The following is a 25,101-nucleotide window of genomic DNA, read 5'->3' as shown; positions in this document are numbered from 1 at the left end:
ATCGGTTCTATATTAAAATAAAATGCTACTAAATTGGATTTATAAGTCTTTTAATGAATTAACTCCCGCCGAGCTTTACAGTGTGCTACAACTGCGCAGCGAAGTCTTCGTGGTTGAGCAAAACTGTGTTTACCAAGATATTGATGGCAAAGATTTAAAATCTACACATTTAATGGCTTGGCATAACGATAATTTAGTTGCTTATACTCGTTTAGTTCCAGCAGGTATTTCATTTGAAGAAGCAAGTATAGGTCGCGTAATTACTTCGCCTTTTTACAGAGGCTTAGGTATTGGCATTACTTTGTTAGAGAAAAGCATCGAACAAACTTTAGCAACTTATCACACAAATAAAATTAGAATTGGCGCACAGCTCTACCTTAAAAAGTTTTATGAAGGTTTTGGCTTTGTAGCCGAAGGCGATGAGTTTTTAGAGGATGGTATTCCGCATATTGAGATGGTGTTGGAGAGGTAATTAAATTTCGTCATTCCCGTGAAAACGGGAATCGTAATGCGATACACATTTACCCTTCCACCTTATTAAGATTGCCAGTCAAGCTGGCAATGACGACCTATACTACAAAAAAAGCCACGATTTCTCGTGGCTTTTAAACTATATATTGATGATTTTGATTATCGATCTATCGAACCCATTACTTTTTGTCCGAAAGCATTTAAGGCGTCTTTTTCTGCAGTGCCATCTTTTACCATTTGATGAACTTCTAAAGCTCCGCAAATATTGGTAATTAATTCGCCCGCCACATCTATTTCGGCCTCATTTACACCTCTAAATTCACAAAAAGCCTCTAGCACTTCTAAAGTAGATTCCAATTGCTCAGGCGTGCTATTTTGAAAAAACTGTCTAATTACTGGAATTTTCATCTTAGTTCTGGCTAATTTTAGTAAACAATTCTGTCAATCCTTCAACCTTGTTGGTTTGCACTTGATCTACCAAAGCACCCGCTTCAAAAGCTGCAAAAGTTGGCAAATTATCAACGTTGGCAAACTTTCTTGAGTTCGGATATTTTTCTGCATCAACAATTAAAAAGGCAACATCTTCATTCTCAGCAGCCATTTTTTTAAACTTTGGCTTCATAATTCTGCAGTTACCACACCACGATGCAGCATATTGTACCATCACCTTTTTGTTATCGGTAAGATATTGTTGCAAATTATCTTCAGTTAATTCTAAAAACATAATTTTAATTAGTTAGCGCTTAAATATTCAGCAACACCTGTTCTGTTTGCATTCATTGCTTCTTTTCCTTCTTCCCAGTTTGCCGGACAAACCTCACCATGTTTCTGAACGTGAGCATAAGCATCAATTAAACGCAAATATTCTTTTACGTTACGACCTAATGGCATATCGTTTACACTTTCGTGGAAAACTTTACCAGTTTCGTCAATTAAATAAGTTGCACGGTAAGAAACATTAGAACCAGTAAATGATTCTGCTCCATCTTCATCATAAGCAACTTCTTGATCTAAAATATCTAAGATTGTTGATAAATGTCTGTGTGTATCAGCTAACAAAGGATAAGTAACGCCTTCTATACCGCCATTATCTTTTGCAGTATTTAACCAAGCAAAGTGAACTTCGTTTGTATCGCAAGATGCACCGATAACAATTGTATTTCTTTTTTCAAAATCAGGCAAAGCAGCTTGAAATGCATGTAATTCTGTTGGGCAAACAAAAGTGAAATCTTTTGGATACCAGAATAACAATACTTTTTTGTTTTTACTTGTTGCTTCTTCAAATATATTGATCTTCAAATCATCGCCCATTTCGGACATTGCATCAATACTAACGCTTGGGAATTTTTTACCTACAAATGCCATAATTATTATTTTTTATTTCGTGCCGCAAAGGTAAGGTTATTTAAAGCCAAAAGCAATGCAGATAAACTTATTGCTTATACTTAATCTTTATAGTGTTATAGACAAAAGCTATACTTCCAAAAATATGATTAGTTTTTGTCTATTTTAAGGAAATTTGCATTTTGATTAAGCTTTGGAAAACAATGTTATGAAACAATAGCATTTGCAGCCCCTCTTTTCACTACTGCCGATGAAAAATCGGCATTCGTTTCAATAGGGTTTATATTTTAGCGTTTTGAAGCACTATGATCGGTTGCAAAATGCCCAAGAACCAATTGCTGTGATATGTAAACCCGACCTTAGCGAGATGCCGATTTTTCATCGGCAGAAGCGGGGGCGGGGCGGGTTTAGCCAAAAGCACTACCAATCTTTTTCAAATCAATCCATTTATATTAGATTGCCATAGAATGTGTTTTAACATCAAACCTCGTAGGTTTTTAAAACCTACGAGGTTTATTGAAATTTATTGAAATTGAAAATTGCCAACTGATAACTGAATTACTTCTTCAGCGTTGTTTCAAACAGTTTAAAAATACGTTTGTACTCATCTGTCCAGCTGCTTGGCTCTACAAAACCATGGTCTTCTACTGGATAAACAGCCAATTCCCAATTGTCTTTACCCAACTCTATAAAACGTTGTGATAAACGCACAATATCCTGAAAGTGAACATTTACATCAACCATACCATGCAACATCACTAAATCTCCTTTCAACTTATCTGCAAAATATATCGGTGAGCTTTTTTTGTACGCTTCTGGATCATTAAATGGCTCGTTTAAAATATTAGAAGTATAACCATGGTTGTAATGTGCCCAGTCTGTAACCGAACGTAAAGCCGCACCAGCTCTAAAAGTTTCTGAAGCATTAAACAAGCCCATTAACGTAATGAAACCGCCGTAAGAGCCGCCATATAAGCCTACATTTTTCGGATTAACACCATATTTCTCTGCCAACATTTTCACGCCATCAACTTGGTCTGTTAAATCTTTTCCGCCCATGTGGCGATAAATGCCTGTGCGGTGGTTACGACCATAACCCGAACTCGCGGTATAATCGATATCAATTACCGTATAACCGTTGTCGGCAAGCATATTGTTAAACATGTATTCTCTAAAATATTGGCTCCACCAAAAATGTACGTTTTGCAAATATCCAGCTCCATGCACAAATACAACGGCAGGTTTATTTGGGTGCGGATTTGCAGCTGGATAAACTCTAGCATACACATCATCGCCATAACGATTTTTAAAAGAAACTAAATCTGGTTGGCGCCATTTGTAGCTGTCAAATTCGGCGCTTGTAGATTTGGTAATTTGTACTGCTTTAGCGCCAGGTTTATTTGGCTGAATGTATAATTCCCAAGGCTTATCCATGTAAGAGTAGTTGATAGCCAACCATTTTTCGTCAGGCGAAAGCGTAACTTCATTTCCGCCTTTCATGGAAGTAATTTGAACTAAATCGCCACCGTTGACACTTAGTTTGTAAAAATGGGTAATTCCTGGGTGTTCTTTGTTGCCACTGATGTAAAAGGTAGTTTTATCTTTAGAAAGCTGTAGGCGTTGTACTTCCCAATTACCAGAAGTCAACTGTTTCTTTTCGCCATTGGCAACATTAAATGTATACAAATGTGAGTAACCAGTTGCTTCGCTTTGGAAATAGAAACGGTTATTGTCTATCCAGTTGATGCCACGACCAACGCCTGGGCCACCAATCCAAGCTTCATCACGTTGGCGATCTAAAACGCTAACGCTGCCTGTTTTAGCATCTAACTTTAAAATCCAAAAATCTTTATTGTCTTGTGCATCGGCAGTAATAATGGCTGTTGTTCCATTTTCATTCCAAATTGGAGCGCCAAAAGTTACTTTGCGGTCTTCGTTTTTCTTGGTACGTTCTTCCAATTGTTTTGGGTAATCTTTAACATAATCTGGCAAATCTTTTATGCCTAGAATTTGCGCCACTTTAACCGAATAAACACTATCCTTTTCGGTATTTAGAATAAAACTTTCTGAGGTATTTAAGAACTCCCCAACCTTAGCACGCCCAGGAATATCTTCTGTATAACCAGACGCCGTTACGTAATTGGGTACAATGGTGTTGTGGTTATTAGTTATTGGAGCAGTAAGTCGATAGCTAATATACATACCATCCGGACTAGCCACCAAACCTGACAAAAACTTGTCTTCGAGATAAATTGGTTTAATGGTTTTTTGGTTCACATCTACTGCTCCAAAACGCCTACCACCAGCAACTTGAGCTCTACCACCAGTTTGATTTTTCTTTTTAATGATATCAAAAAGCGCTGTTTGATCAGCTTTAAGCCAAGCATCTTGTGTAGATGTTGTTGCTCTTTCTGATGATGCAAGGCGCTTACCTTTAATGAAATTGGTGAGCTGCTTATTTTCACTGGTTTGTAAATTAACTTGAAATAAATTATCACCTCTTTGGTAAATTACATCGTTATTGTATAAAAAGTAAGCTCCATTTTCTCTATCAACTGTGTTCGTTAAGCGGGTTTCTTTTTTCGATTTGAAGTTGTAGAGATAAACATCTCCACCTTTTTCGAATAATCCCAATGCTTTATCTCTACTATAAATATAATTGATAGGAGCTGCCTTTTCAGCTGCATTGTCTTCTGTTATTTCTGGCTTGTTACTCGCAACACTTACCTTATAAGATTGATCTTTCTCCTTATTTTCTGGGTTCCAGCTAAAGAAAACAGTTTTGCTATCGGCAGACCAACGATAATTTGTTGGCGCAACGCCCATCCATTTCGGATCTCGCATTATTTTTTGAACACTCAATGGCGCCAGTTGCTGCGCTTGAGCAATGGATGATAAAAAGAGAAGGTAGATTAGATATTTTTTCATTTTCATTATTTATTTAACCGTCATTTCGAACGAGGAACGAGGAGAAATCTGCAAGACAACAAACAGATTTCTCTCCGCCGCGGCGGATCGAAATGACGCAACTCTTTAACTAATTAGATTTACTGGCTAAACCGCCTTTTTTACTATTTACGTTAACGGTAAATTTGCTGCCGCCTTTTACAATCCAGCGAACGGTTACAAATGAATTACCTGCAATATTTTGAACCCTAATATTGGTTGGATCTAGTTTTTGCTCTTCCGTAAAATTCATATCGCGGTTGGTAACAATCATACCAGCTACTACATCACCACCCGTTAAAGAAATCATATCAGGTATTTCAATGTTATTCTTCACATCCTGACTAGAATGCGTTGGAATCATTCGCTCGTTATTTACAATCGCTGTAACTTGTTTTAATCCGCTGCCCAAATCTTTTACTTCGATTTCACCAACTGTAAGCTTTGGTGTGTTGTAGGCATGAAAAACACTAAAAGCCATATTTCTGTGTGCATCACTTTCTAACAAAAATCCAGGATGTAAACGCGTATAAGTTTTCTTAAAACCTCCAATTTCAACATCGCCATAAGTTGGGTGCTTAAAGGTATGCCAATCTACAAAGGCATCTTTCATCAACAAATCCTTATCAAAAGTATATAGCTGTGCTTGACTATCTTCGCCATTAGCTTTATTGTACATTGAATAGCCTGTCCATAATTCGTTAGAGAAAGTATAAATTCCTCGGCCTCCGTAAAACCAATCTAACTCACCACCAAAAACAGAGTATAAATCTTTATAAACTACCAAATATCTGTAACCCGGCAACATTTCTTCGCCTTTTTTACCTAATGCATCATAAACTCTAATATCTAATGCATTGTAGGTATCAACATCTTCAATTGCTCCTGGGCCACGCAAAATCATACCGCCATTGTTATGGTAAGATTGTGCTGCCGCGATGTTTGGGTGTTTCATTACAAAATCAACAATCGACCTATTTTCTGGTAACGAAAAAGGATATTTGTATGCGCCATTTTGAATGTAATTTGGCTGCCAATTCCATCCCCAATCACGGTTCGGGTCATAAGCGCCTTCACCATCTTCGTTTACAAAACCATCTCCATCGTTATCTAATCCTTCAGAACCTAATAGTTCATATTCGCCTTTTTCTTCGCCACTTACCATAATCATTCTACGGTTATCTGTTGGATCAACCTTAAAACGACCTGTTGCACTTTTACGACGCATCATTACAATTTGTCCATCACCATCTAAATCATCAAAACCATCTTCGTTGGTTGCACCATCTCTGTCGTTATCTATCGGAATTAAACCAGTACGAGGGGAGTTTGGGGTGTTTGCTTGGTGAATAAAGTTATCTCTCGCATCAGGATTAATGGTTGGTGCGATGTAAAAAGTTTTATCCGCCAGTAAAGACATAATAGATTGGTTGCCTGCAGCATACATTTCTACTAAATACCAAGCAGTGTATAGGGCAAATTCACTTCCCTGAATTTCGTTCGAGTGAATGTTTCCATCGATATACATCGCTGGCTTTTTATCGGCATTGCCTACTTTGGTATCGGTAATTGTCATTACCCAAAGGTCTTTACCTTGAAATGATTTGCCCATCGATTCGATTTTAACCAAATTTGGATGAGCCGCAGCCAATCTTTTGCAGATATCTGTGATGGCTGCATAATCATTGTACCTGTTCCAACTTACCTGTACTTTTGGATTGGGCGGTGTACCTACCGCAGCGAGTATATTTTCAGCTTTTTGGGCTTTTAAAGTTCCGACGAACAAAATCATTGCAGTCAGAAGAATTATATTTTTTCTCATTGTGTTTCTGATTTTATAGTGATACCTCAACTGATTTACTTCCGGTAGTTGGGCTGCAAGCTTCGATGGTAATTTTACCGCTGCCTTTTATCAACCATGTTAATTCTTTATAACCTTTACCTTCTATACTTTCTAAAGTTTGTGTTTTACGCCCACTAACAAAGGTCTGGTTAGCATTTGAATTAACTTTAACCATAATTTTTTTAAGGAAATAACTTCTATCCCCAATTTTGGTATAAGTTGGCAAATCGCCAGTATTCATCACGTTTAAAGTAACTCGAGTTAAGCCATCTGCCACTTTTTCGGTTTTAACATTGATTAGCTCTAACTGAGGAGCCATTTTTGCTAATCCTACTATAAAATCTGTATGTTTAGCCACAATACCATCAACCATTTTATAAGGAGGATTAATCAATACGAAAGGATCTAAACCGCCAACTTCAACCGTTTGATTTGGAAAATCCGGATGATTAACGGCCTTCCAAGGCGTGAATGTATCAGTTATTCCTTGTCCGCCAGCCCAACGTAAATAATTAGCAACAGCATCTTCGTTTACAAATTTCTTTTCTTTACGAGCGGTATCTGGAGTTGCTTTTGGCACCCACCAACCTGGTGTACTGAAACTTAATCGCCCATAATGAAAATAGCCCCATTGAGAAAAATCTCCACTTTCTGCCGCTGTTTTTGGAGCGTCTTTAGTTTTGGTGATTTTATTATATCTTTCAGAAACTAAGGCATTGGCTTTAGCATCTGCCTCGAACCAGCCTGTAATTATTCTTTTGCTAATGCCTTGCGGATTAAAAGTTACTGGCGTTGATAAGTTATTAGTTGGTCCGAAAGTTACTACTGCATAAACGTTAAAAGCATCAAAAAGCCAATCCAACAATGCTCTGTTTTCTTTTTCAGAAACCGCATATTCGCCAGCACCAGCAACAAAAGGTTTAAAGTTATAGCTCGAATTTTTGTTAAAAGCTACGCCGCCTTCGCCATCTTCATTAAATTCACCATCCTTGTCGTTGTCAATTCCCTCAGTTAATAAAATGTATTTTCCATTTTCACCTTTGGTAGCATCTGCCAATAACATAGATCTTGGATCATCTGTATTCAATTTATATTTTCCGGTTGGATTAGCGATTCTCATCCAAGTAATTTTCCCGTCGCCATTTAAATCTTCTGAGCCATCCTCATTCTCTCTTCCGTCACGATCATCGTCGGTTTTGGTTGCATTACCACTTCGTTCTGCCTTAACTTTAGCAAAATATTGTTCAGTAGCATCTGGACTCATGTTCGGGAAAACGTAGAATGTTTGGTTATTGAGCAATGTTTTTACGCTATCAACGGCAGATGAGGCTAATAGTTTTTCGGCAAAGCCGATGGCCATTTCAACTCCTAAAAGATGTTTACCTTCAACGCCGCCTACTACAACAATGGCAGGTTTGTCTTCGGTTTTACCTGAGCCAATGGTTAACATTAAAATTTCTTTACCACCAACAGTTTGTGTTAAAGTTTTGCTTTTTACCAATTGAGGGTATTTTGCCGAAAGCGTTTTAACCCTTTGAGCTAGGGTTGCATTGTTACTGTAATCTTGCTGATTTTGAGCAAAAACATTGCCCGCAATAAACAAGAAGAGCAACTTAAAAAGGTATAGTTTCTTCATTATGTTTAGGTTATGTGTGCAATTTATAGAAAAAAGCATTTACATAATCTAACGCCTAACAAGGTTTTACAAATGTTACAAGGCTTAAGTTAGAAACAGAGGGTTCTTGAACGAAAAATGAGCGCTTTTTAAACCCATCTCTTTGGGAATTAGTTTCTTAACGGAAGTTATTTTCAAAAAACGTTGGCGAGGACGCCAACGTAGGAAATCTCATGCTTTGAAGGTAAAGCCAATGCTTAGCCTTTTGGAAGTTACTTTAAAAACGTTGGTGAGGACGCCAGCGTAGGAAATCTCATGCTTTGGAGGTAAAGCCAATGCTTAGCCTTTTGGAAGTTACTTTAAAAACGTTGATGGGGACGCAAACGTGGAGATCTTTTGACTTTGCTTCCCCGCCAACGCTTATTCTTTATGATATTTTGAGAAACTTGGATGGGTTTACCTAATTATTTTTCCGGTTTTATCTATTGTTATATCAAATGGAGGCATGTGATCTTGCAAAAGCACTGCAAGTTCTCTTCTACTAATCTGCCTTTCGGTATCAAACGCTGTTTTAAAATGATAACTGTTCTTCCATTTTTTTGGGATATTCTTTTTCATTGCATCTAGCGCCTTGTTACCAACATAACTGATCATTTCCATTGCAGAACTAATCGTGATGATGTCACTTTTATAATCATCAAACCAAATTTGAGCTTTATAGTAAGAATCTTTTATAGGTTGTTTTATTTCTGCTGTAGTAACTAATTTATCGGGTGCAAATAACAAGTTTCCATTCAAAAATTCTGCCTTTAAAACACCTGTTATACCCACAAACTGTATTGCTTTCCGGTTCGAATCAGTTTGTTTAACATCAGCAAATGGCATGATGTTTAATTTGTAGGCAATTAATTCGCCTTGTATTTCCTTCAGTTTTGATTCTGATGTTTTTTTGCCATAAAACACAGCAAAAGCTGCGGTAGCACCAGCCGCTTGCCCAATTAACATGCTTTGCGGATCACTTATATAAACAAAATTATCCTTCTCAGGTAATAAAAGATTGTATAAAGAATAAAAATTGACAGTTGTTCCGTTTAGCTTCATGCCAGATGCAACGCTTGTTCTATAAATCGTATTAGCGTAATCAATTTTTTCAGGTTTTTTATCACCTATGGTTATTTTCAATGCTTCATTTAGTTTTGTATTTGCAGAATTGATAAGCACTTTTGGTCTAATCGTTCTGCCGTCGCTTAATTTTAAAACCGAGCTATTTGTACCGCCATCGGCTTTAACCCACATAACGTTAGTAATAACTGTTAGCTTTTTTGTACTATCAGTCCATTTTTTAAGCACTTCATTTGCTAAGCTTTTATCAAAAGTTACAGTTTGTGTACTGTCTTTAATATTTTTCGCATTGCGGATTTTCTGTAAAAAAGTTGCTTGTATGCCACTGCTTAAGTCATCATTAATTGGCGAAATATCAAAACCACCAGCTTGTAGCAGAATAGTTGTTTCTACGCCAGACATGGCCGATTGTATGGCCGCCGCCACTGCAGCATTACCATTGCCAACCACCAAAACACCAGGCCTTAATGTTTGTGAGTTTGCCTCATTAAAAAATATTAGTAACGCAAAAACAAAAAACAAAACTCTTTTCATCTGATTAGGTTATAGAATGATATACGCAATATGCTTTTTTTGGATGTTTTGTAATAAATTAGATAGCCAATTTAACTATATTTAACAATTATAGAATGTATTAGTTCTTCGTATTATGGAACAAAAAATCAATTTTGTATTTGCTGCTCAACAAGCTTACAAATATACGCTAAGAAAAACTAATGCGGCAGATCGAATCGCTAAATTAACCGCACTTAAAGCCGAAATTAAAAAACAAGAAGACAATATTTACAAAGCCTTGCAAAGCGATTTACGTAAAAGTAATTTTGAAAGCGCTGTAACAGAGTTGATTTTTACTTATGGCGAGATAGATTACGCTATCAAAAATTTAAAGAGCTGGATGAGCCCTAAAAGCATTGGAAAAACCTTAAGTAATCCGTTTGCTAAAAACAGAATTTATTATGAGCCAAAAGGCGTTTGTTTAATCATCGCACCTTGGAATTATCCTTTCCAGCTTACTATAGGCCCGCTTGTATCAGCTATTGCAGCCGGAAATTGCGTAATGGTAAAACCATCGGAGTTAAGTTTGGCAACGAGTAAGGTAGTACACAATATTATAAGCGAAGTTTTTGAGGAACAAGAAGTTGCTTGCTTTGAAGGCAATGCCGATGTTTCTACCGCTTTGTTAAAATTACCTTTTGATCATATCTTTTTTACCGGAAGCACTGCAATTGGTAAAGTGGTAATGGAAGCGGCTGCTAAAAACCTAACTTCAGTAACATTAGAACTAGGCGGCAAATCGCCAACGGTTATAGATCGCGAAGCTGATTTACCAAAGGCGGCAGAAAAAATAGCTTGGGGTAAATTGGTAAATGCCGGTCAAACCTGTATAGCGCCTGATTATGTTTTTGTGCATGAGCAACAGCTCGATGAATTTATTGGTTTGTATAAGGCTGCAACAGCAAAAATGTTTTTTAAATCTGCCGATCAAATAGATCATCAAACCTATGGGAAAATCATCAGCGAAAAACATTACGAAAGATTAAAAAGCTTGGTAGATGAAGCTGTTGAAAAAGGTGCGAGAATTGATTTTGGAGGTAATTTTGATAAAAAAAGTAATACCATCAACCCTGTTTTATTAAGTAAAATACCAATAGGTACAAAAGTGATGGAAGAAGAAATTTTTGGCCCAATATTACCATTAATTACCTACACAAATTTGGATGAGGTAATTGATCAAATCAACGCTAAAAGTAAGCCTTTGGCGTTATATATTTTCAGCAATAATAGTAAAAACATTAAACAAATTATTAAAAATACAAGCGCTGGCGGTACTTGTGTAAACGATGTTTTAATTCACATCAGCAACCCAAAATTACCATTTGGAGGTGTTAATGGAAGCGGCATGGGTAGCAGCCATGGTTTTTATGGTTTCAAAAACTTTTCGCACGAGCGAGCTATCATGTTTCAACGCAGCATAGATTTTAATAAAATGATTTATCCGCCTTATTTAGGTAAAGAATGGGTGTTAAAATTGTTGAAGAAAATAATGTAGTATCAATGAAAAAGTATTCAATCTTAATAATTGTTTTTACTTTAATTCAGTTATCTGCGATAGCGCAAAAAGCAAATATTAAACACTTCTCATTCTTAGCAGGAGGCTGGGAAATGAAAACGAAAACCGGCAAAATTGTTGAGCGTTGGCAGAAACATCAAGATAGTTTGACAGGTAGCTCTCATAAATACAATGTAAAAGGCGATAGTATTTTAACAGAAACCATTGTTTTAAAAAAGATTGATGGCGTTTGGCATTTTTGTGTAACTGGTTACGAAAAAGGCAACGAAGGAAAAACCAATTTCAAACTTATTTCTAACTCAAATAACACTTTCACTTTTGAGAATAAGGCACACGATTTTCCACAACAAATAGTTTACCAGAACAAAGGAAAAACCGAACTTTTAGCGTGGATTGAAGGCGAAATTGGCGGAAGTAAGCGTAAAATGGAATTTTCTTACCTCTGCATCAAATAACTTATTGTGTTTTAAGCCATTTAATTTCCTCTTCCTGCGCTTGTATAATCTGTTGGGCAAGCAATTTTATCTTTTCATTTTTGGCATAGGGCAAATAAGCTTTAGCCATATCTACCGCACTTTGATGGTGAGGGATCATCAGCACCACAAAATCTTGATCGATATCGTTTGTTAGTTTTACTTTCGCCATTCCGTCCATCATTGGAGTCATCGAGGCAGCTAAGGCTTTTTTAACTGCTTCAGCTTCTTTTAACGGAGTTTGACTAGCGGTTTTCAAGAAATCTTTCAGCATTGCTATTTCTTGTTGCTGAGCAATAATTACATTTTTTGAAAATGAAATTAATTCCTCGGATTGTCCATTTTTCAATACTTCTTGAGCCATTGCAACGGCACCTTCATGGTGTGGGATCATCATCGAAGCAAAATCGTAATCGGCATTGCCTGTCATTTTTGCTTGGTGCATCGCCATCATACTATCGTCCATTGCCTGCATCATCACGTTTTCTGTTTTTGCTTCACCGTGTTCCATGCCCGAATGCGCTTGTTCACTAACTTTTTGTTGGTTACAAGCCGTAAATAATACCGCAATTGCGGATAAAGAAATTAATATTTTTTTCATCTTACATTAAAATTAGCATTGCCGCACTCATGGCAATCATCAATAAATCTTCAATTATGGTTAACGTGCTCATCGGTAAGTTAAAAACTGCTCCCAAACAAGCACACTGTATTTTTCGTTTATTCAATACACTTTGTAAAACACCAACTATACTAATTGTCATCACAACCAAAGTAATCCAATTGGTTAAAACAGGGTTAAAATTTACTAAAAAGGCTATTCCTAAACCTAACTCTATAAAAGCATAAACGTATCCCCAAATTGGAGCTTTTTTGGCAACAATATCATACATCGCATAACTTTCCGCAAATCCTTTTAGGTTAATTAATTTAAAGAAAGAGAATGATAGGAAAAACCCCGCCATAAAAAAGCGCATAAATTGCATCCAATTGATATTTCCATTTTGCCAACTGGCGATGGCTGAAACTCCAAAAACATAAGCGAATAATAAAAGGACTGGTTTATAGGTTTCAAAGAAAGATTTGGTCTCTTCTAAAGCTTCACTATGTGATGAAGCAGTAATTTGATATTTACTTCCTAAAGCGCCCTGTAAAGCAGCTATTCCGATATGTTTATCCATTGTTATTGTTGCTGAATGGGTTTCTTTCGAAACATCTACAGCGCTAATATCAGGAAGAACAAGCAAGCTACTCTTAACTTTATTTTCGCATCCAGAACAGGTCATTCCTGTAACTTGATAAGTGTGTGTCATTGTTATAAAATTGAAAGACAAAATTATAACAAGTAGGAGGTGTTAATGTTATAGAATATTAAGAAAGAGTTATATAATTTTAGCGGTATAACGTCATTACCAGCTCGACTTGCAATCGTAATGCGGAAGAAAGATTATTAAAGTATAACGCTTTAAGATACCCGTTTTCACGGGAAGAATTCGAGTTACCCAACCTGTACTGAAGTCATGGTTAAAGAACCACCAACTGCTTTATCATTAAACAAAGTAGCTTCTTCATTATCGCTTTGCAAACCTAAAGTGTACAATAAAGGTAAATAATGTTCTGGAGTAGGGATGCCAAGCATTACTTCGCTTCCCATGCTTTGGTAATTAATTAAAGTATCATGATTTTTATTTAAAATAGCGTTTTTAAATTTCTCTTTAGCTTCAATTGCCCAATCGTAACCGCCGCCGTTGATCATTTCCCAACTCATCATTCGCAGGTTGTGCACCATGTTTCCGCTACCTAAAATCAGCACACCTTTTTTACGCAAAGCGGATAATTCTTTAGCCAAATCGTAATGGTATTGTGCTCCTTTGGTATAATCAATACTTAATTGCAAAACAGGAATATTAGCATCAGGATACATGTGTTTAATAACCGACCATGCACCATGATCTAAACCCCAATCGTGGTCTAAAACTATGTTGGTAGTTTTTACCAAATCTGCAGTTTCTTTTGCCAATATTGGGTTGCCTGGAGCTGGATATTGCACATCGAAAAGCGCTTGCGGAAAACCACCAAAATCATGAATTGTTGGCGGAAAATCCATGGCAGTAATTTTTGTGCCGTGAGTAAACCAATGTGCAGAAACCACTAATACAGCATTCGGAGTAGGTATATTTTGCGCTATTTCAAACCACTTTGTGCTAAATTCATTGTGTTCAATTCCATTCATCGGCGAGCCATGCCCCATAAAAAGTGCAGGCATAATGTCGCTTTGTGGTAAAGCTGATGTGAAGGATTTGAATTGATGGAGTGTGTTCATCGATTTTAAATCTTTAGTTACCATATATAAACTTATGTTCGTTTAATATTATCGTTTTATAACACCCCGGTCTTCGACCACCCCTCTGAAAGAGGGGAATTGCAACCTACATTCCCCTCCTTTGGAGGGGTGCCTGAAAGGCGGGGTGGTTAAAACCGTAAAATACTGCAGATTAATAATCGAACTCCTCAGGTTATAAGGCATTTTAGGTAATATTCTTTAACGTCCTTAATGCCTTATATGGTTTAAAAACCCTTTTTATTTTGCTTGTGCAAATTGCAAATTCAAAGTGATGTTAATTTCTTTAGCGATACCCGCACCAGTTGGATCGTAATTAATGTTGTAATCTAAACGATTAATTTTTGTTGTTGCCATAAAACCTGCTTTGTTATTGCCTTGCTGATCTTTAGCTGTACCACCATAAACTACATTAAACTTTACATCCTTAGTTACATCTTTAATAGTTAGCTTTCCCGAAAGTGTGTACACATTGCCTTTAACTTTTTTCATTGATGTACTAACAAAACTCATCGTTGGATATTTTGATACACTAAAAAAATCATCAGATTTTAAGTGATTATCACGCATCTCAATACTGGTGCTAATACTAGCAACATCTACAGTAAAATTGATTTTAGCGTCGGTTAAATCGGCTTTGCTAGCTTCAATTGTGCCATCAAATTTTTTAAATGAACCATCTACAAATGAAATTCCTGAATGTTTAACCGAGAAATTTACAAATGAATGCGCAGGATCTGTTGCCCATTTTGTTTGTGCAATAGATACAATGCTAATGCTGGTTGCCAGCACAAATAGAAATAATTTTTTCATAATCTTTAATTTTTAAGGATAATACAAATGTAGAACAAGCGTATCCGTTAATTGTTGATGTATGATAAGAAAGCCGATTAAATCTCGTCTAAAGTTTTACGGCTTGTGTTTTGAAGTAACTTATATTCAGTCGGGGTATTTCCTGTTGTTTTTTTGAACTGAGCAGATAAATGCGCAACACTGCTGTAGTTTAATTGATAGGCAATTTCACTCAAAGATTTTTCGCCATACTCTAGCAATTCTTTTACCTTTTCTATTTTTTGTTGAATAAAATATTTCTCTATGGTGTTATTTTCAATTTCAGAAAAAATAGCGCTTAAATGAGAATATTCCAAACCTAATTTGTCACTTAAAAAAGCAGATAAATTAATTTTTAATCCTTCTTTATTGTAATGAGCCAACTCAACTATCGTTGCTTTAATTTGTTCGGTTAATTGTTGCTTTTTATCTATTAAAAGCTCAAAGCCAAACTGCTGTAAAGTAGCCTCTAATTGTTGCTGTTTTAACCTCTCAATATGGTTTTCGGCAATTTCAACTTCGCCAAGTTTTACCAAAATAGGATTAAAGCCAAGTTTTATTAACTCAGCTTTAACCACCATTTTACATCGGTCGCATACCATATTTTTGATAAACAACTTCATTTACTTTTTAGCAATGGTTTCAGTAACCTCGCCACAATCGTACATCATGCTGCCATAAAATGGATTTTGTACGGCTTCAACTTCGTTTAACCAGCTTTTTTTAGCCATTGGGCAATATTGTACATAAACATCGGCATTATTTAGCTTAAACTCTTTTGCTAATTTTAGCATAGCTGATGAAAGTGGCCAAAAACTATTGCGTTGCGCCTTAATTGCTTTTTCTGTTGAGATGGCTAAAGCAGCTTTTTTGATGGTTTCCGCTTCAGCTTTCCATAAGGTTTGCTGAGGGGCAGAAAGTGTTTTAACCGGAAATTCTTCTATGTTTTTAACCAGTGTTTTTACACTTTCGCTTGCCTGCACTGCATTGTCTTTTGCTAGTGCATTTTTGGCTTCAAAATAAGCTTTTAATGTATTGTTAAATTCTCTTTTTGCTACAACACTTTGTGCATTTGCTGCAAATGCTGAGATAACTACTAGGGCAATTATTACTAAATTCTTTTTCATGTTTTTTATTTTAATGCGTTAAAAAAATTAAATTCTACTCTTGCCAAATACATGTTTTTTAAATATCTATTTGGCATATTTCCGGCTGCTTGAAAGCGATAGCCCAAATCTATTCTCGTTCTACTGTTTAATATCAATTGTACAGCTGGGGCAATATCAAAATACGAGTTTCCGTTTGCGGGATTTGTTTTGCCCAACAACTCTACATACAAATTAAAGTTAGGCTGGTTGTAATCTTTATAAACAAATGGCAATAGTAAATAACCAGATGATAAACTGTAATTCAACATCTCTCTAGGTTCTGTAATTGGATTTAAAGTTATCCCTTGCGGAACTGATGTAAGTGAAGAATATCTTAATACTTTACTTGTATTTAATGCATTACTATAGCCTAAAGTAGCCGATAATGCCAGTTTATGAATCAATTGGGTAACTACAACTCCGCCTTGCAAACCGCTATTATCACCTTCTAAATTAATATCTTCTGATGGAAAATTTCTGTTGCTTGTACTTACTCTTGCATAAGCTGCGGCTCTTAAATGGCTTTGTGCTTCATCAATAGATAAAAATCTATATTTTGCATAAATACTACCGCCTTCTACACGATATTTTCCGTCCATATCAGACATAAAACCTTGCAAATGAAACATGAAGTTTTTATTTAAACCAACCATCACTTCGGCCAAAGTTCTATTGGTAAATGAAGGCTCAAACATTCCTTCGTTTGTTAACCTAATACCAATTGATTTTGCAGGCATATTGCTAGCAGGCTCGGTAAAAACATATAATTCTTGAGCTAGTGTAAACTGTATTGCGCTAAAATTGATTAGCGCAATAAACAATATTCGTTTTAACATCTTAAATGCTCAAATGATAAATCCTAGTTTTTTTACCATTAACAACGCCAGTTCCTGTTGGATAAGAATCAAACTTAACAGTAGCTGATTTTTGTTTAAATACACTGTTAGAAACAAAGGTTTTATCAATTACATTAACCTTTGTTGGGCCGTTTAAAACTTTGTCTTTTGTATTGGCAAAGCGATAAACGTTTGTGCCAACAACTGCTTGTCCGTTGGCATCAACTTTAGTTTGATTAAAATTAACCGTTGCTTCTAGTTTGCCAATAGAAAAGCCAGCATCTTTTACTTTTTTGTTCAGTTGATCAAAACTAACGGCCTGATCTTTTTTGAAAGTGATTACAAAAAGATTTCTATTTAAATCTGGTTTTACATCGGCTACGTAAGACAATGTTCTAATTGATTTTTCGGTTGCTTGAGAGCACATTGAACAGGTTAAGCCTGTAACTTGCATTTCTGCAGAAGTAATTTGTTGGGCAGACGCTTTGTTAATTACAAAAAGCATCAAAAAACTGAATATGATTTTAGTCGTTTTCATCTTGATTTTTTTAAATAATAGAAATATTAAGTTTAACGTTGGCGGGGACGCCAATTATGGAGATTCTTTCGTTGGCGTCCTCGCCAACGTCTTAAATCTATTGCATTATAATACTCCCATGGGGGAAATAAATAATTAACCAAAAGCTATTGAGCTAATGGTAGATCAGATGAAAAATCCTAATTTCTGAAAACGCAGTTTAAAATCTGCAGTGAGATGGTTGATGTTCGCGGAGGGGCTTTATTTACCGAACCGCCAAAGTATTTTGGAAAGAATGGCTTTAAAAAGCTAACAATGTGCGATGGGAGAAAACTCTCAAAACTGAACAGTTTGGGCAGTTTTATAGCCGCTTGTATTTGGTGACTATCTTTTACCTTAACATCAACTTTAGTGTTTTTGCAACAACCATCATCTTTTTTATCAATCGGTTCGGTTTTGCAAAATTTACATGAGGTTTCATTAGCATAAAATGCTACATCAGCTAGTTTGCCACTACAAAAATGCATGCTCAAAGCAATACCAATTACGCTTAATGCGTAAAAAGTACAAAGTGCTAAGGCCAAATTTTGTTTTAACTTCATGTAAAGCAAAGCTATAAATAAAAAATTACAATGCTGTATTATAGAATGTTAAAAAATGGTAAAATGATTTCAATCCTTAAATTTACAAATAACTAGACGATTAGGCCTTGACTAATATTGCTTGTCAACATTACTTTTACCTGTAACTCCTATCAATCATTTCTAATTTTTTAAATACCTTAGCATAAATCATTTTATGCATGAAAAAACTTTTAACCATCATTTTAAGTCTTTGTTTTATAGCAAGTTTTGCCGCAAAGCGGAAATATCAATATGTAAAAATTACTACTTCAAAAGGCGAAGTAATTATTAAACTCTACAACGAAACACCTTTACATCGTGATAACTTTTTAAAATTAGCCAAGGAAGGTTTTTACAACGGCACTATTTTTCATAGGGTGATTAAAGATTTTATGATTCAAGGCGGCGACCCAGATTCGAAAAATGCAACGCCAGAAAAAATGCTGGGCAGTGGTGGATTAAAATACACCATTCCGGCTGAGTTTAGGGATAGCCTTTTCCATAAAAAAGGGGTTTTAGCTGCGGCAAGAGATAATAATCCAGAAAAAGCTTCGAGTAGTAGTCAGTTTTATATCGTACAAGGCAAGGTTTGGACAGACTCGGCTTTGAAAGTTACAGAAGAAACACGTTTAAAATTTAAAATTCCTGAGTGGCAAAGACAGGTTTACAAGACCATTGGCGGCTCTCCACATTTAGATAAAAACTATACAGTTTATGGCGAAGTGGTGAAAGGTTTAGAAATGGTGGATAACATTGCTGCCATACCAACAGGTAAAGCTAATAGACCAAAGGAAGATATTAAAATGACGGTTACAGTTTTGAAGAAAAGAGAGGTTAGGAAATTAGAAAGAGAATTTAAGAAAGAAGCAGAAAAGAAATAATGAAAATCATATCATACAACGTAAACGGCATTCGTGCTGCAGCCACAAAAGGTTTATTCACTTGGTTACAAGCAACCGATGCCGACATGATTTGCCTACAAGAGGTAAAAGCTTTGGTAATACAAATTCCCGAAATTATTGCCTTAATTGAACAATTGGGTTATCATCATTATTGGTTTCCGGCAGAGAAAAAAGGATATAGTGGTGTTGCTATTTTAACCAAAGTTAAACCAAACAATGTAGCTTATGGCTGTGGCGAACCATGGATTGATGCCGAAGGTAGAATTCTAAGAGCCGACTTTGATACCTTTTCTTTGATGAGCGTTTACCTTCCGTCTGGTTCTAGCGGCGATGAAAGACAAATCAAAAAATATGAGTTTATGCGCTTTTTTGATGTGTATATTGATGAAGTTAGAAAAGAACATCCAAACCTGATTATTTCTGGAGATTACAACATTTGCCATCAGGCGATAGACATTCACAACCCAAAATCGAACGCCAATTCATCTGGCTTTTTGCCTGAAGAAAGAGAATGGATGGAGCTTTTTATGAACAATGGCTTTATAGATAGTTTCAGACATTTTAATAAAGATCCGCATCATTATACCTGGTGGAGTTACAGAGCTGGAGCAAGAGGCAAAAACTTAGGCTGGCGTATCGATTATCATTTGGTAAGCCGACCAATGGAAAACAGGTTAAAAAATGTAAGAATTTTACCTGATGCTTTGCATTCAGATCATTGTCCGGTGTTATTGGAAATAGAATAATCTTGTTAAATTGTCTCAGTTCGCCATACGCAAATCTCAATACCTAAAATGCTAATCACCAATATCAAAGGCTTAGTCGGTGTACATACAAAAGAGAAACGCTCTCTTCGCGGTAGCGAAATGGCAAATTTACCTGTATTGGAAAATGCTTGGTTGTTATTGGAAGATGGTTTAATTAAGGATTTCGGTTTGATGAGCGAAATTCCATCTCAAATCTTAGATCTCAGATCTCAAATCTCAGTCAATGATCGTTTCGTTTTCCCATCTTGGTGCGATAGCCATACACATATTGTTTTTGCAGCTCCTCGAGAAGAAGAATTTGTAATGAAAATTAAAGGCAAAACCTACGAGGAAATTGCCGCAGCCGGTGGAGGAATTTTAAACTCGGCTAGTAAATTAGCTTTAGCTACCGAAGACGAGCTTTTTGAAAGTGCCTGTTTACGTTTAGCAGATATGATTAAGCAGGGAACAGGAGCAGTGGAAATTAAAAGTGGCTACGGTTTAACGCTCGAAAGCGAATTGAAAATGCTTCGAGTAATTAAAAGATTAAAAGCAGCATTCCCAATTCCAATCAAAGCAACTTTATTGGCAGCACACGCTTATCCAGCACAGTTCAAAAATAACCATCAAGCTTATATCGATTTAATTATCAATGAAATGCTTCCGGCGGTTGCCGAAGAAAAACTGGCTGATTATATTGATGTTTTTTGCGAAAAAGGTTTCTTTTCGGTTAATGAAACAGATGAAATTTTATCAGCCGCTGCGAAATACGGATTAAAACCAAAAATACATGCCAACCAACTTTCGGTTTCGGGTGGCGTACAAATAGGAATTAAACACGATGCTATTTCAGTAGATCATTTAGAAGAAACCGATGAGGGGGTTTTAAATAGTTTATCGCAATGCGAAACCATTGCTACACTTTTACCTTCTTGCTCATTTTACTTAGGTATCCCATTTGCAAACGCTCGTGGTTTAATCAATGCCAATGCAAAAGTAGCTTTAGCTTCAGATTTTAACCCCGGTTCTACGCCATCGGGCAATATGAATTTTGTGGTTTCATTGGCTTGTATTAAACTTAAAATGTTACACGAAGAAGCAATTAATGCAGCAACGCTAAATGGAGCAGCAGCAATGGAAATTAGCCATCAAATAGGTAGTATCGCCATTGGCAAAAAAGCAAATTTGTTTATTACCAAACCAATGCCTTCTTTGGCTTTTTTACCTTATAGTTTTGGTCAAACCCAAATAGAAACGGTAATTTTAAATGGAGAAATTTACAATGGATAGCTTTAACATTTATACGCAGAGCGATGTTTTGGCATTAACAAACCAAAGAGATGGAGAAGTAAAACTTGGGGAGAAAATTTTAACTGTTTCTAATTTAGATGAGATAGAAAAATCCAATGCGAAATTTGTGCTTTTAGGGATCCCCGAAGACATTGGCGTTCGTGCAAATTTGGGCGTTGCTGGAGCAAAAACAGCATGGCTAGCCGCATTAAAATCTTTGCTAAATATGCAAAGCAATAATTTTTTAGTAGGCGATGAAATTTTAGTTTTGGGCCATTTTGAAATAGATGAACCAACTGATACAAGTTTGCAAGGTTTAAGAGAAAAAGTTAATCAAATTGATGCTTTGGTTTATCCGATTATCCAAAAAATTGTAAGCGTAGGCAAAATACCTATCGTAATTGGAGGCGGACATAACAATGCTTTTCCAATTATTTCGGGTACATCAATGGGTAAAGGAAATAAAAAGATGAACGTTGTTAATATCGATGCTCATGCAGATTTAAGAAACAGGGCAGAAGGTAGGCATAGCGGCAATAGTTTTAGTACGGCAATAGGTAGTGGATACCTCAATCAGTATCAAATATTTGGTTTACAGCAAAACTATGTAAACCAAAATTTAGCAGATGAAATAGCTGCAAGCCCCAATATTAAAGCTTTTTATTTTGAAGATCTATTGCAAAGTCAAAAATCAATTGTAGAAAATTTTACTGCGTTTACTGCTAATTTGAAGGAACCTTGCGGCTTAGAAATTGATTTAGATGGTATCGAAAATGTATTGTCAAGTGCGCAAACTTCTTCTGGCTTTGGGTTAAATGAGATCCGAAAAATTTTAATGGCGAACACTAAAAATTACAGCTACTTACATATTTGCGAAGGTGCAACGGAGTTAGCAGACGGCAGAAAAGACAGTAAAACAGGAAAAACGATTGCTTATTTGGTAAGTGATTTTGTTAAAGCTCTTCGGCCTCGTATTTATCAGCAGCCTTAAGCATAATTTCAATTTCTGCTTCTTGCGCTTTTGTTAATGGCTCTTCTTGCTCTTGCAGCTCAAAAATGGTAATCATCGTTTCTTCGTAATGTTTTGCTGAAGTGATTTTAAATTCTTTTTCCATTTCTTGAGATTTGAGATACTAGATATGAGACATTTAACTAAACAAAACTATATATTTTATTCGGTGTAATGCATTTATCCAACCGGATATCATTCAAATGTACATCATTAATTTGTGCTACAGGTTCAAAAAATGACAATCCAATTTTTTGTGTATCAGTGTTTTCCAAAAATCGATCATAAAAACCTTTACCATAACCTACTCGATAGCCTTTTTGGTCAAAGGCTAATAGCGGAACCAAAACCAAATCTAGCACACCGTTAAAAGGTTTTGCGTTTTGTGGTTCTGGAATTTGATAATGATTGTTCTTTAAATCGGCTAAATCTTTGAAAATATAATTGCTCATTGTATTTGTTTCAAAATTTGCCTTTGGTACAACTAGGTCTATTTTAGGATGATTTAGCTGTAACCAATCTATAAATAAAAAAGTGTTTGGCTCATTGTGGTGCAGTGTTGGAAGAAACAAGTGTATAGAATTAATATTGCTAAAATCAAGCGTTTTAAAAGCTACTAAAAGAGCTTCGTTAAGTTGATCGGCTTGGTCTTCAGTTAAACTTTTTCGTTGCGTTAAAGCTTGTTTTCGTAGTTCTGATTTGTTGGCCACTTTCGTAAAATAATAAATCCTTCGACAGGCTACCGATGTAAAATCGGCACAAGTCAGGATGACAATTAGAAACACGAAGTTACAAAAAAATGGCTTTGGAATTAATCCAAAGCCAACAATATGATTTAACAAATTTTTGGATTAAAAAATCTTAAAAATCCACTAATCCTTTAATCCTGCTCCTATTTTACACGCTCTACATACTCACCAGTACGCGTATCGATTTTAATTTTATCGCCTTGGTTTACAAACAACGGAACTTTAACTTCAACTTCATTTTCTACCGTAGCAGCTTTTAATGCATTTGTAGAAGTATCGCCTTTTACCGCAGGCTCAGAATAAACTACTTCCATTTCTACAAAGTTTGGTAAACTCGCTTGTATTGGTTCTTCGCTTTCTATTGCCACCAAAATGCTCATTCCTTCTTTCAAAAATTTAATAGAAGTACCGAATAAAGTTTTAGGCACATTAAATTGCTCAAAAGAAGTATTATCCATCACTACTAAATAATCACCATCTTCATATAAATATTGATAATCATTAGTTTCTACTCTACAAATTTCTACAACCTCGTCTGTATTCATACGAGCCTCTACTAATCTAGAAGTTTTAATGTTACGGAATTTACCGGTATAAAATGCACCGCCTTTACCTGGTGTACGGTGGTTCCACTCTTCTACAGTAACTAACTCGTTATTAAAACGCAGTATGTTACCCACTTTTATTTCTGATGCTTTTGCCATGATATATTAAAAAATCACTATTTATGTATGGTCTGTTTTTAAAGCCGCAAGGTAAAAAAAAAATTAAAATTAGCTGTAAAAAAAGATAGCTTCGGGAACCACTCCGAAGCTACAATCAACCTAAACCTAAAACTAAACTATGAAAATTTTTGTATTAATCTTTTTATAAATGCTCACTAATAATTCGAAGCATTTTTATCAAATTTTGCGACTAAAATTTAGTCCTTATTTGATGGCGCAAAGGTGCAAACTATTTTTTAATAAAACAATAGTAAAATGAAAATATTTTTTTAAAGTAGTTTTAAAACGAAATAGAATGGTTTTGATGGGAAAATCCAAGACAAAGCAATCAAAAATGACAAATAAAATATTGTTTCGAAAAGCAATTTTGGCGTAAAAATCAGCAGATAGTCGGGCTTTTTGCTCCAATCTTTTGTTTTCAGCTTTGACAACTTTCTTGCTACTCTGCTATTAAAGTTGTCAAAGCTGAAAAGAAAACAAAAGTATTTCCGCTCCAATCCCGTTTAAAATGCAAGGCTTATGCAGCTATGATGGGTTGCAAACTGCCAAAAGAACTACTGTATTTGTAAATTAAACCCGATTGACGCGAAAAACTTTGGCAATTGGGTGCACAAATTTTTATCTGCTTTAGCTAACGTATAAAACCAATTGACAAAATTTGCAGCAAAAAGCGGGGCTACAACTGCCACAAAGTTTTGACTTCGTTTTTCTGAAAATCTATTTATAATCAGAGATATTTAAACGGTGATCACAAAAAGAATACTCATGTTCTTGATTTGAACCTACAATGATCATTTTATCATTTCCATATTGCTCAATTAAATTCAGATACCAAGCTATTCCTTGTTCATCTAAGTTAGATGTCGGCTCATCTAAAATTAAGATTGGTGTATTTGCGCAACAGGCTAAAGCGAGTTTGGTACGTTGTTTCATGCCAGAAGAAAAGTGTTTTAAAGCCTTATCTTGCGATTTTTCAAGTCCGAGTAAATCTAAAACCTTTTGGGCATTTAGTCCGATTGCGTATGCTTTAAACTGAAAATGAAAAGCTATGGTTTCTTGCAACGTAAATTCCTCTACTAAATCTAAATATGGAGCAGCAAAGCTGATGTATTGATAAACTTCTTCAACCTTAATTTCGGATGCATTATGGTAGCTAATTTCTCCTTCAGAAGGCGATAAATTACCTAAAATAATGCTCAATAAAGTAGATTTCCCCGAACCATTTGGCCCTAAAACAGCATATTTGTTGGCCTTCGAAAAACTAAAATCGATATTTTTAAATATCCACTCTTTGTTAAACCTTCTGCCGGCGTTTTTTAAGGTAATTTCCATTGTGGTATTGAGATGTGAGATATGAGATATGAGATGTGAGATGTGAGTGAACATCCGACTAACAAACCCTCAATATTAAGTTTATTTAATTATCAAAACTGGCTTGTGTACATAAACTATGTATTTGCCTCTCTTCTTTACATCTAACCTTTCCCCTTTGGAGGCAA

At 35.8% G+C, this 25,101-nt stretch carries 27 protein-coding genes; 7 read left to right on the top strand and 20 right to left on the bottom strand.

The genetic code is table 11. From position 1 onward, the window contains the following. Nucleotides 1-22: 22 nt before the first annotated feature. The gene (locus FA045_RS00445) at nucleotides 23-472 is read left to right on the top strand and encodes a GNAT family N-acetyltransferase (RefSeq protein ID WP_136873320.1); all 450 of its coding nucleotides are present in this window, start codon (nucleotides 23-25) and stop codon (nucleotides 470-472) included. A gap of 158 nt (nucleotides 473-630) precedes the next feature. Here FA045_RS00445 and FA045_RS00440 read toward each other — a convergent pair whose 3' ends face one another. From FA045_RS00440 to FA045_RS00410, 7 genes are all read right to left on the bottom strand, one after another. Beyond that, entirely contained in the window at nucleotides 631-879 is a 249-nt protein-coding gene (locus FA045_RS00440) for a DUF6952 family protein (protein ID WP_136873318.1), read from the bottom strand. A 1-nt stretch (nucleotide 880) separates the two neighbouring features. Beyond that, nucleotides 881-1,195: a thioredoxin family protein gene (locus tag FA045_RS00435; protein ID WP_136873316.1), complete on the bottom strand. Its 315-nt coding sequence runs from the start codon at nucleotides 1,193-1,195 to the stop codon at nucleotides 881-883. Nucleotides 1,196-1,203: 8 nt separating this feature from the next. Beyond that, a complete protein-coding gene (locus FA045_RS00430; RefSeq protein ID WP_136873313.1) occupies nucleotides 1,204-1,836 on the bottom strand; it encodes a peroxiredoxin in 633 nt (210 codons plus the stop codon). Between the two features lie 537 nt (nucleotides 1,837-2,373). Next, on the bottom strand, nucleotides 2,374-4,743 hold the full coding sequence (locus FA045_RS00425; protein WP_136873311.1) for a S9 family peptidase: 2,370 nt from the start codon (nucleotides 4,741-4,743) through the stop codon (nucleotides 2,374-2,376). A gap of 109 nt (nucleotides 4,744-4,852) precedes the next feature. After that, the gene (locus FA045_RS00420; RefSeq protein WP_136873309.1) at nucleotides 4,853-6,583 is read right to left on the bottom strand and encodes a M14 family metallopeptidase; all 1,731 of its coding nucleotides are present in this window, start codon (nucleotides 6,581-6,583) and stop codon (nucleotides 4,853-4,855) included. Between the two features lie 13 nt (nucleotides 6,584-6,596). Beyond that, complete coding sequence (locus FA045_RS00415; protein ID WP_169304995.1) at nucleotides 6,597-8,240, bottom strand: M14 family metallopeptidase; 1,644 nt, start codon at nucleotides 8,238-8,240, stop codon at nucleotides 6,597-6,599. Between the two features lie 435 nt (nucleotides 8,241-8,675). Next, nucleotides 8,676-9,875 carry a hypothetical protein gene (locus FA045_RS00410; RefSeq protein WP_136873301.1) on the bottom strand — a complete coding sequence of 400 codons (1,200 nt, stop codon included), beginning with the start codon at nucleotides 9,873-9,875 and terminating at the stop codon, nucleotides 8,676-8,678. A 115-nt stretch (nucleotides 9,876-9,990) separates the two neighbouring features. On the opposite strand from FA045_RS00410, the gene FA045_RS00405 reads away from it, so the two are divergent. Both FA045_RS00405 and FA045_RS00400 read left to right on the top strand, forming a co-directional pair. After that, nucleotides 9,991-11,391 carry an aldehyde dehydrogenase family protein gene (locus tag FA045_RS00405; RefSeq protein WP_136873299.1) on the top strand — a complete coding sequence of 467 codons (1,401 nt, stop codon included), beginning with the start codon at nucleotides 9,991-9,993 and terminating at the stop codon, nucleotides 11,389-11,391. Beyond that, on the top strand, nucleotides 11,358-11,867 hold the full coding sequence (locus tag FA045_RS00400) for a DUF6265 family protein (RefSeq protein ID WP_136873297.1): 510 nt from the start codon (nucleotides 11,358-11,360) through the stop codon (nucleotides 11,865-11,867). Before FA045_RS00405 ends, FA045_RS00400 begins: the two co-directional genes overlap by 34 nt. 1 nt (nucleotide 11,868) lies before the next feature. Here the strand turns inward: FA045_RS00400 and FA045_RS00395 are convergent, their stop codons facing one another. The 9 genes from FA045_RS00395 to FA045_RS00355 form a co-directional block, all read right to left on the bottom strand. After that, nucleotides 11,869-12,486, bottom strand: coding sequence for a DUF305 domain-containing protein (locus FA045_RS00395; protein WP_136873295.1), 618 nt, complete (start codon nucleotides 12,484-12,486; stop codon nucleotides 11,869-11,871). A gap of 1 nt (nucleotide 12,487) precedes the next feature. Beyond that, nucleotides 12,488-13,198: a heavy-metal-associated domain-containing protein gene (locus FA045_RS00390; protein ID WP_136873293.1), complete on the bottom strand. Its 711-nt coding sequence runs from the start codon at nucleotides 13,196-13,198 to the stop codon at nucleotides 12,488-12,490. Nucleotides 13,199-13,383: 185 nt separating this feature from the next. After that, nucleotides 13,384-14,208, bottom strand: coding sequence for a 4,5-DOPA-extradiol-dioxygenase (ygiD, locus tag FA045_RS00385; RefSeq protein WP_136873291.1), 825 nt, complete (start codon nucleotides 14,206-14,208; stop codon nucleotides 13,384-13,386). 258 nt (nucleotides 14,209-14,466) lie between these two features. Next, nucleotides 14,467-15,039, bottom strand: a complete 573-nt coding sequence (locus tag FA045_RS00380) for a YceI family protein (RefSeq protein WP_136873289.1) — start codon at nucleotides 15,037-15,039, stop codon at nucleotides 14,467-14,469. A gap of 77 nt (nucleotides 15,040-15,116) precedes the next feature. Next, nucleotides 15,117-15,680, bottom strand: a complete 564-nt coding sequence (locus tag FA045_RS00375) for a helix-turn-helix domain-containing protein (protein ID WP_136873287.1) — start codon at nucleotides 15,678-15,680, stop codon at nucleotides 15,117-15,119. Then, the gene (locus FA045_RS00370; protein ID WP_136873285.1) at nucleotides 15,681-16,184 is read right to left on the bottom strand and encodes a DUF3347 domain-containing protein; all 504 of its coding nucleotides are present in this window, start codon (nucleotides 16,182-16,184) and stop codon (nucleotides 15,681-15,683) included. It abuts the gene before it with no gap. A gap of 5 nt (nucleotides 16,185-16,189) precedes the next feature. Next, entirely contained in the window at nucleotides 16,190-17,041 is an 852-nt protein-coding gene (locus FA045_RS00365) for a hypothetical protein (RefSeq protein ID WP_136873283.1), read from the bottom strand. A 1-nt stretch (nucleotide 17,042) separates the two neighbouring features. Continuing rightward, nucleotides 17,043-17,579, bottom strand: coding sequence for a heavy-metal-associated domain-containing protein (locus tag FA045_RS00360; protein WP_136873281.1), 537 nt, complete (start codon nucleotides 17,577-17,579; stop codon nucleotides 17,043-17,045). 179 nt (nucleotides 17,580-17,758) lie between these two features. After that, the gene (locus FA045_RS00355; RefSeq protein WP_136873279.1) at nucleotides 17,759-18,160 is read right to left on the bottom strand and encodes an HYC_CC_PP family protein; all 402 of its coding nucleotides are present in this window, start codon (nucleotides 18,158-18,160) and stop codon (nucleotides 17,759-17,761) included. A gap of 200 nt (nucleotides 18,161-18,360) precedes the next feature. On the opposite strand from FA045_RS00355, the gene FA045_RS00350 reads away from it, so the two are divergent. From FA045_RS00350 to FA045_RS00335, 4 genes are read left to right on the top strand one after another with little or no spacing between them, the layout of a single operon-like run. Next, on the top strand, nucleotides 18,361-19,062 hold the full coding sequence (locus FA045_RS00350) for a peptidylprolyl isomerase (protein WP_136873276.1): 702 nt from the start codon (nucleotides 18,361-18,363) through the stop codon (nucleotides 19,060-19,062). Next, nucleotides 19,062-19,829: an exodeoxyribonuclease III gene (locus FA045_RS00345; RefSeq protein ID WP_136873274.1), complete on the top strand. Its 768-nt coding sequence runs from the start codon at nucleotides 19,062-19,064 to the stop codon at nucleotides 19,827-19,829. The genes FA045_RS00350 and FA045_RS00345 overlap by 1 nt, the downstream gene beginning before the upstream one ends. A gap of 48 nt (nucleotides 19,830-19,877) precedes the next feature. Beyond that, entirely contained in the window at nucleotides 19,878-21,119 is a 1,242-nt protein-coding gene (hutI, locus tag FA045_RS00340) for an imidazolonepropionase (protein WP_169304994.1), read from the top strand. Continuing rightward, nucleotides 21,097-22,110, top strand: a complete 1,014-nt coding sequence (locus tag FA045_RS00335) for a formimidoylglutamase (protein WP_225871230.1) — start codon at nucleotides 21,097-21,099, stop codon at nucleotides 22,108-22,110. Before hutI ends, FA045_RS00335 begins: the two co-directional genes overlap by 23 nt. On the opposite strand, the gene FA045_RS18785 is transcribed toward FA045_RS00335, so the two are convergent. The 4 genes from FA045_RS18785 to FA045_RS00320 all read right to left on the bottom strand — a co-directional run bounded on the left by FA045_RS18785 (nucleotide 22,073) and on the right by FA045_RS00320 (nucleotide 24,934). Beyond that, nucleotides 22,073-22,234, bottom strand: coding sequence for a hypothetical protein (locus tag FA045_RS18785; protein ID WP_169304993.1), 162 nt, complete (start codon nucleotides 22,232-22,234; stop codon nucleotides 22,073-22,075). The genes FA045_RS00335 and FA045_RS18785 overlap by 38 nt on opposite strands. Nucleotides 22,235-22,271: 37 nt before the next feature. Beyond that, complete coding sequence (locus FA045_RS00330) at nucleotides 22,272-22,838, bottom strand: 5-formyltetrahydrofolate cyclo-ligase (protein WP_136873270.1); 567 nt, start codon at nucleotides 22,836-22,838, stop codon at nucleotides 22,272-22,274. 182 nt (nucleotides 22,839-23,020) lie between these two features. Then, a complete protein-coding gene (gene efp / locus FA045_RS00325; protein ID WP_136873268.1) occupies nucleotides 23,021-23,581 on the bottom strand; it encodes an elongation factor P in 561 nt (186 codons plus the stop codon). Between the two features lie 738 nt (nucleotides 23,582-24,319). After that, nucleotides 24,320-24,934, bottom strand: coding sequence for an ABC transporter ATP-binding protein (locus FA045_RS00320; protein ID WP_136873266.1), 615 nt, complete (start codon nucleotides 24,932-24,934; stop codon nucleotides 24,320-24,322). Between the last annotated feature and the right edge of the window lie 167 nt (nucleotides 24,935-25,101).

This window comes from Pedobacter cryotolerans (assembly GCF_005116475.1).
In the GTDB taxonomy this organism is placed as follows: domain Bacteria; phylum Bacteroidota; class Bacteroidia; order Sphingobacteriales; family Sphingobacteriaceae; genus Pedobacter; species Pedobacter cryotolerans.
The sequence above is the reverse complement of the archived record's forward strand: the minus strand, read 5'-3'. Positions and strand labels throughout refer to the sequence as shown.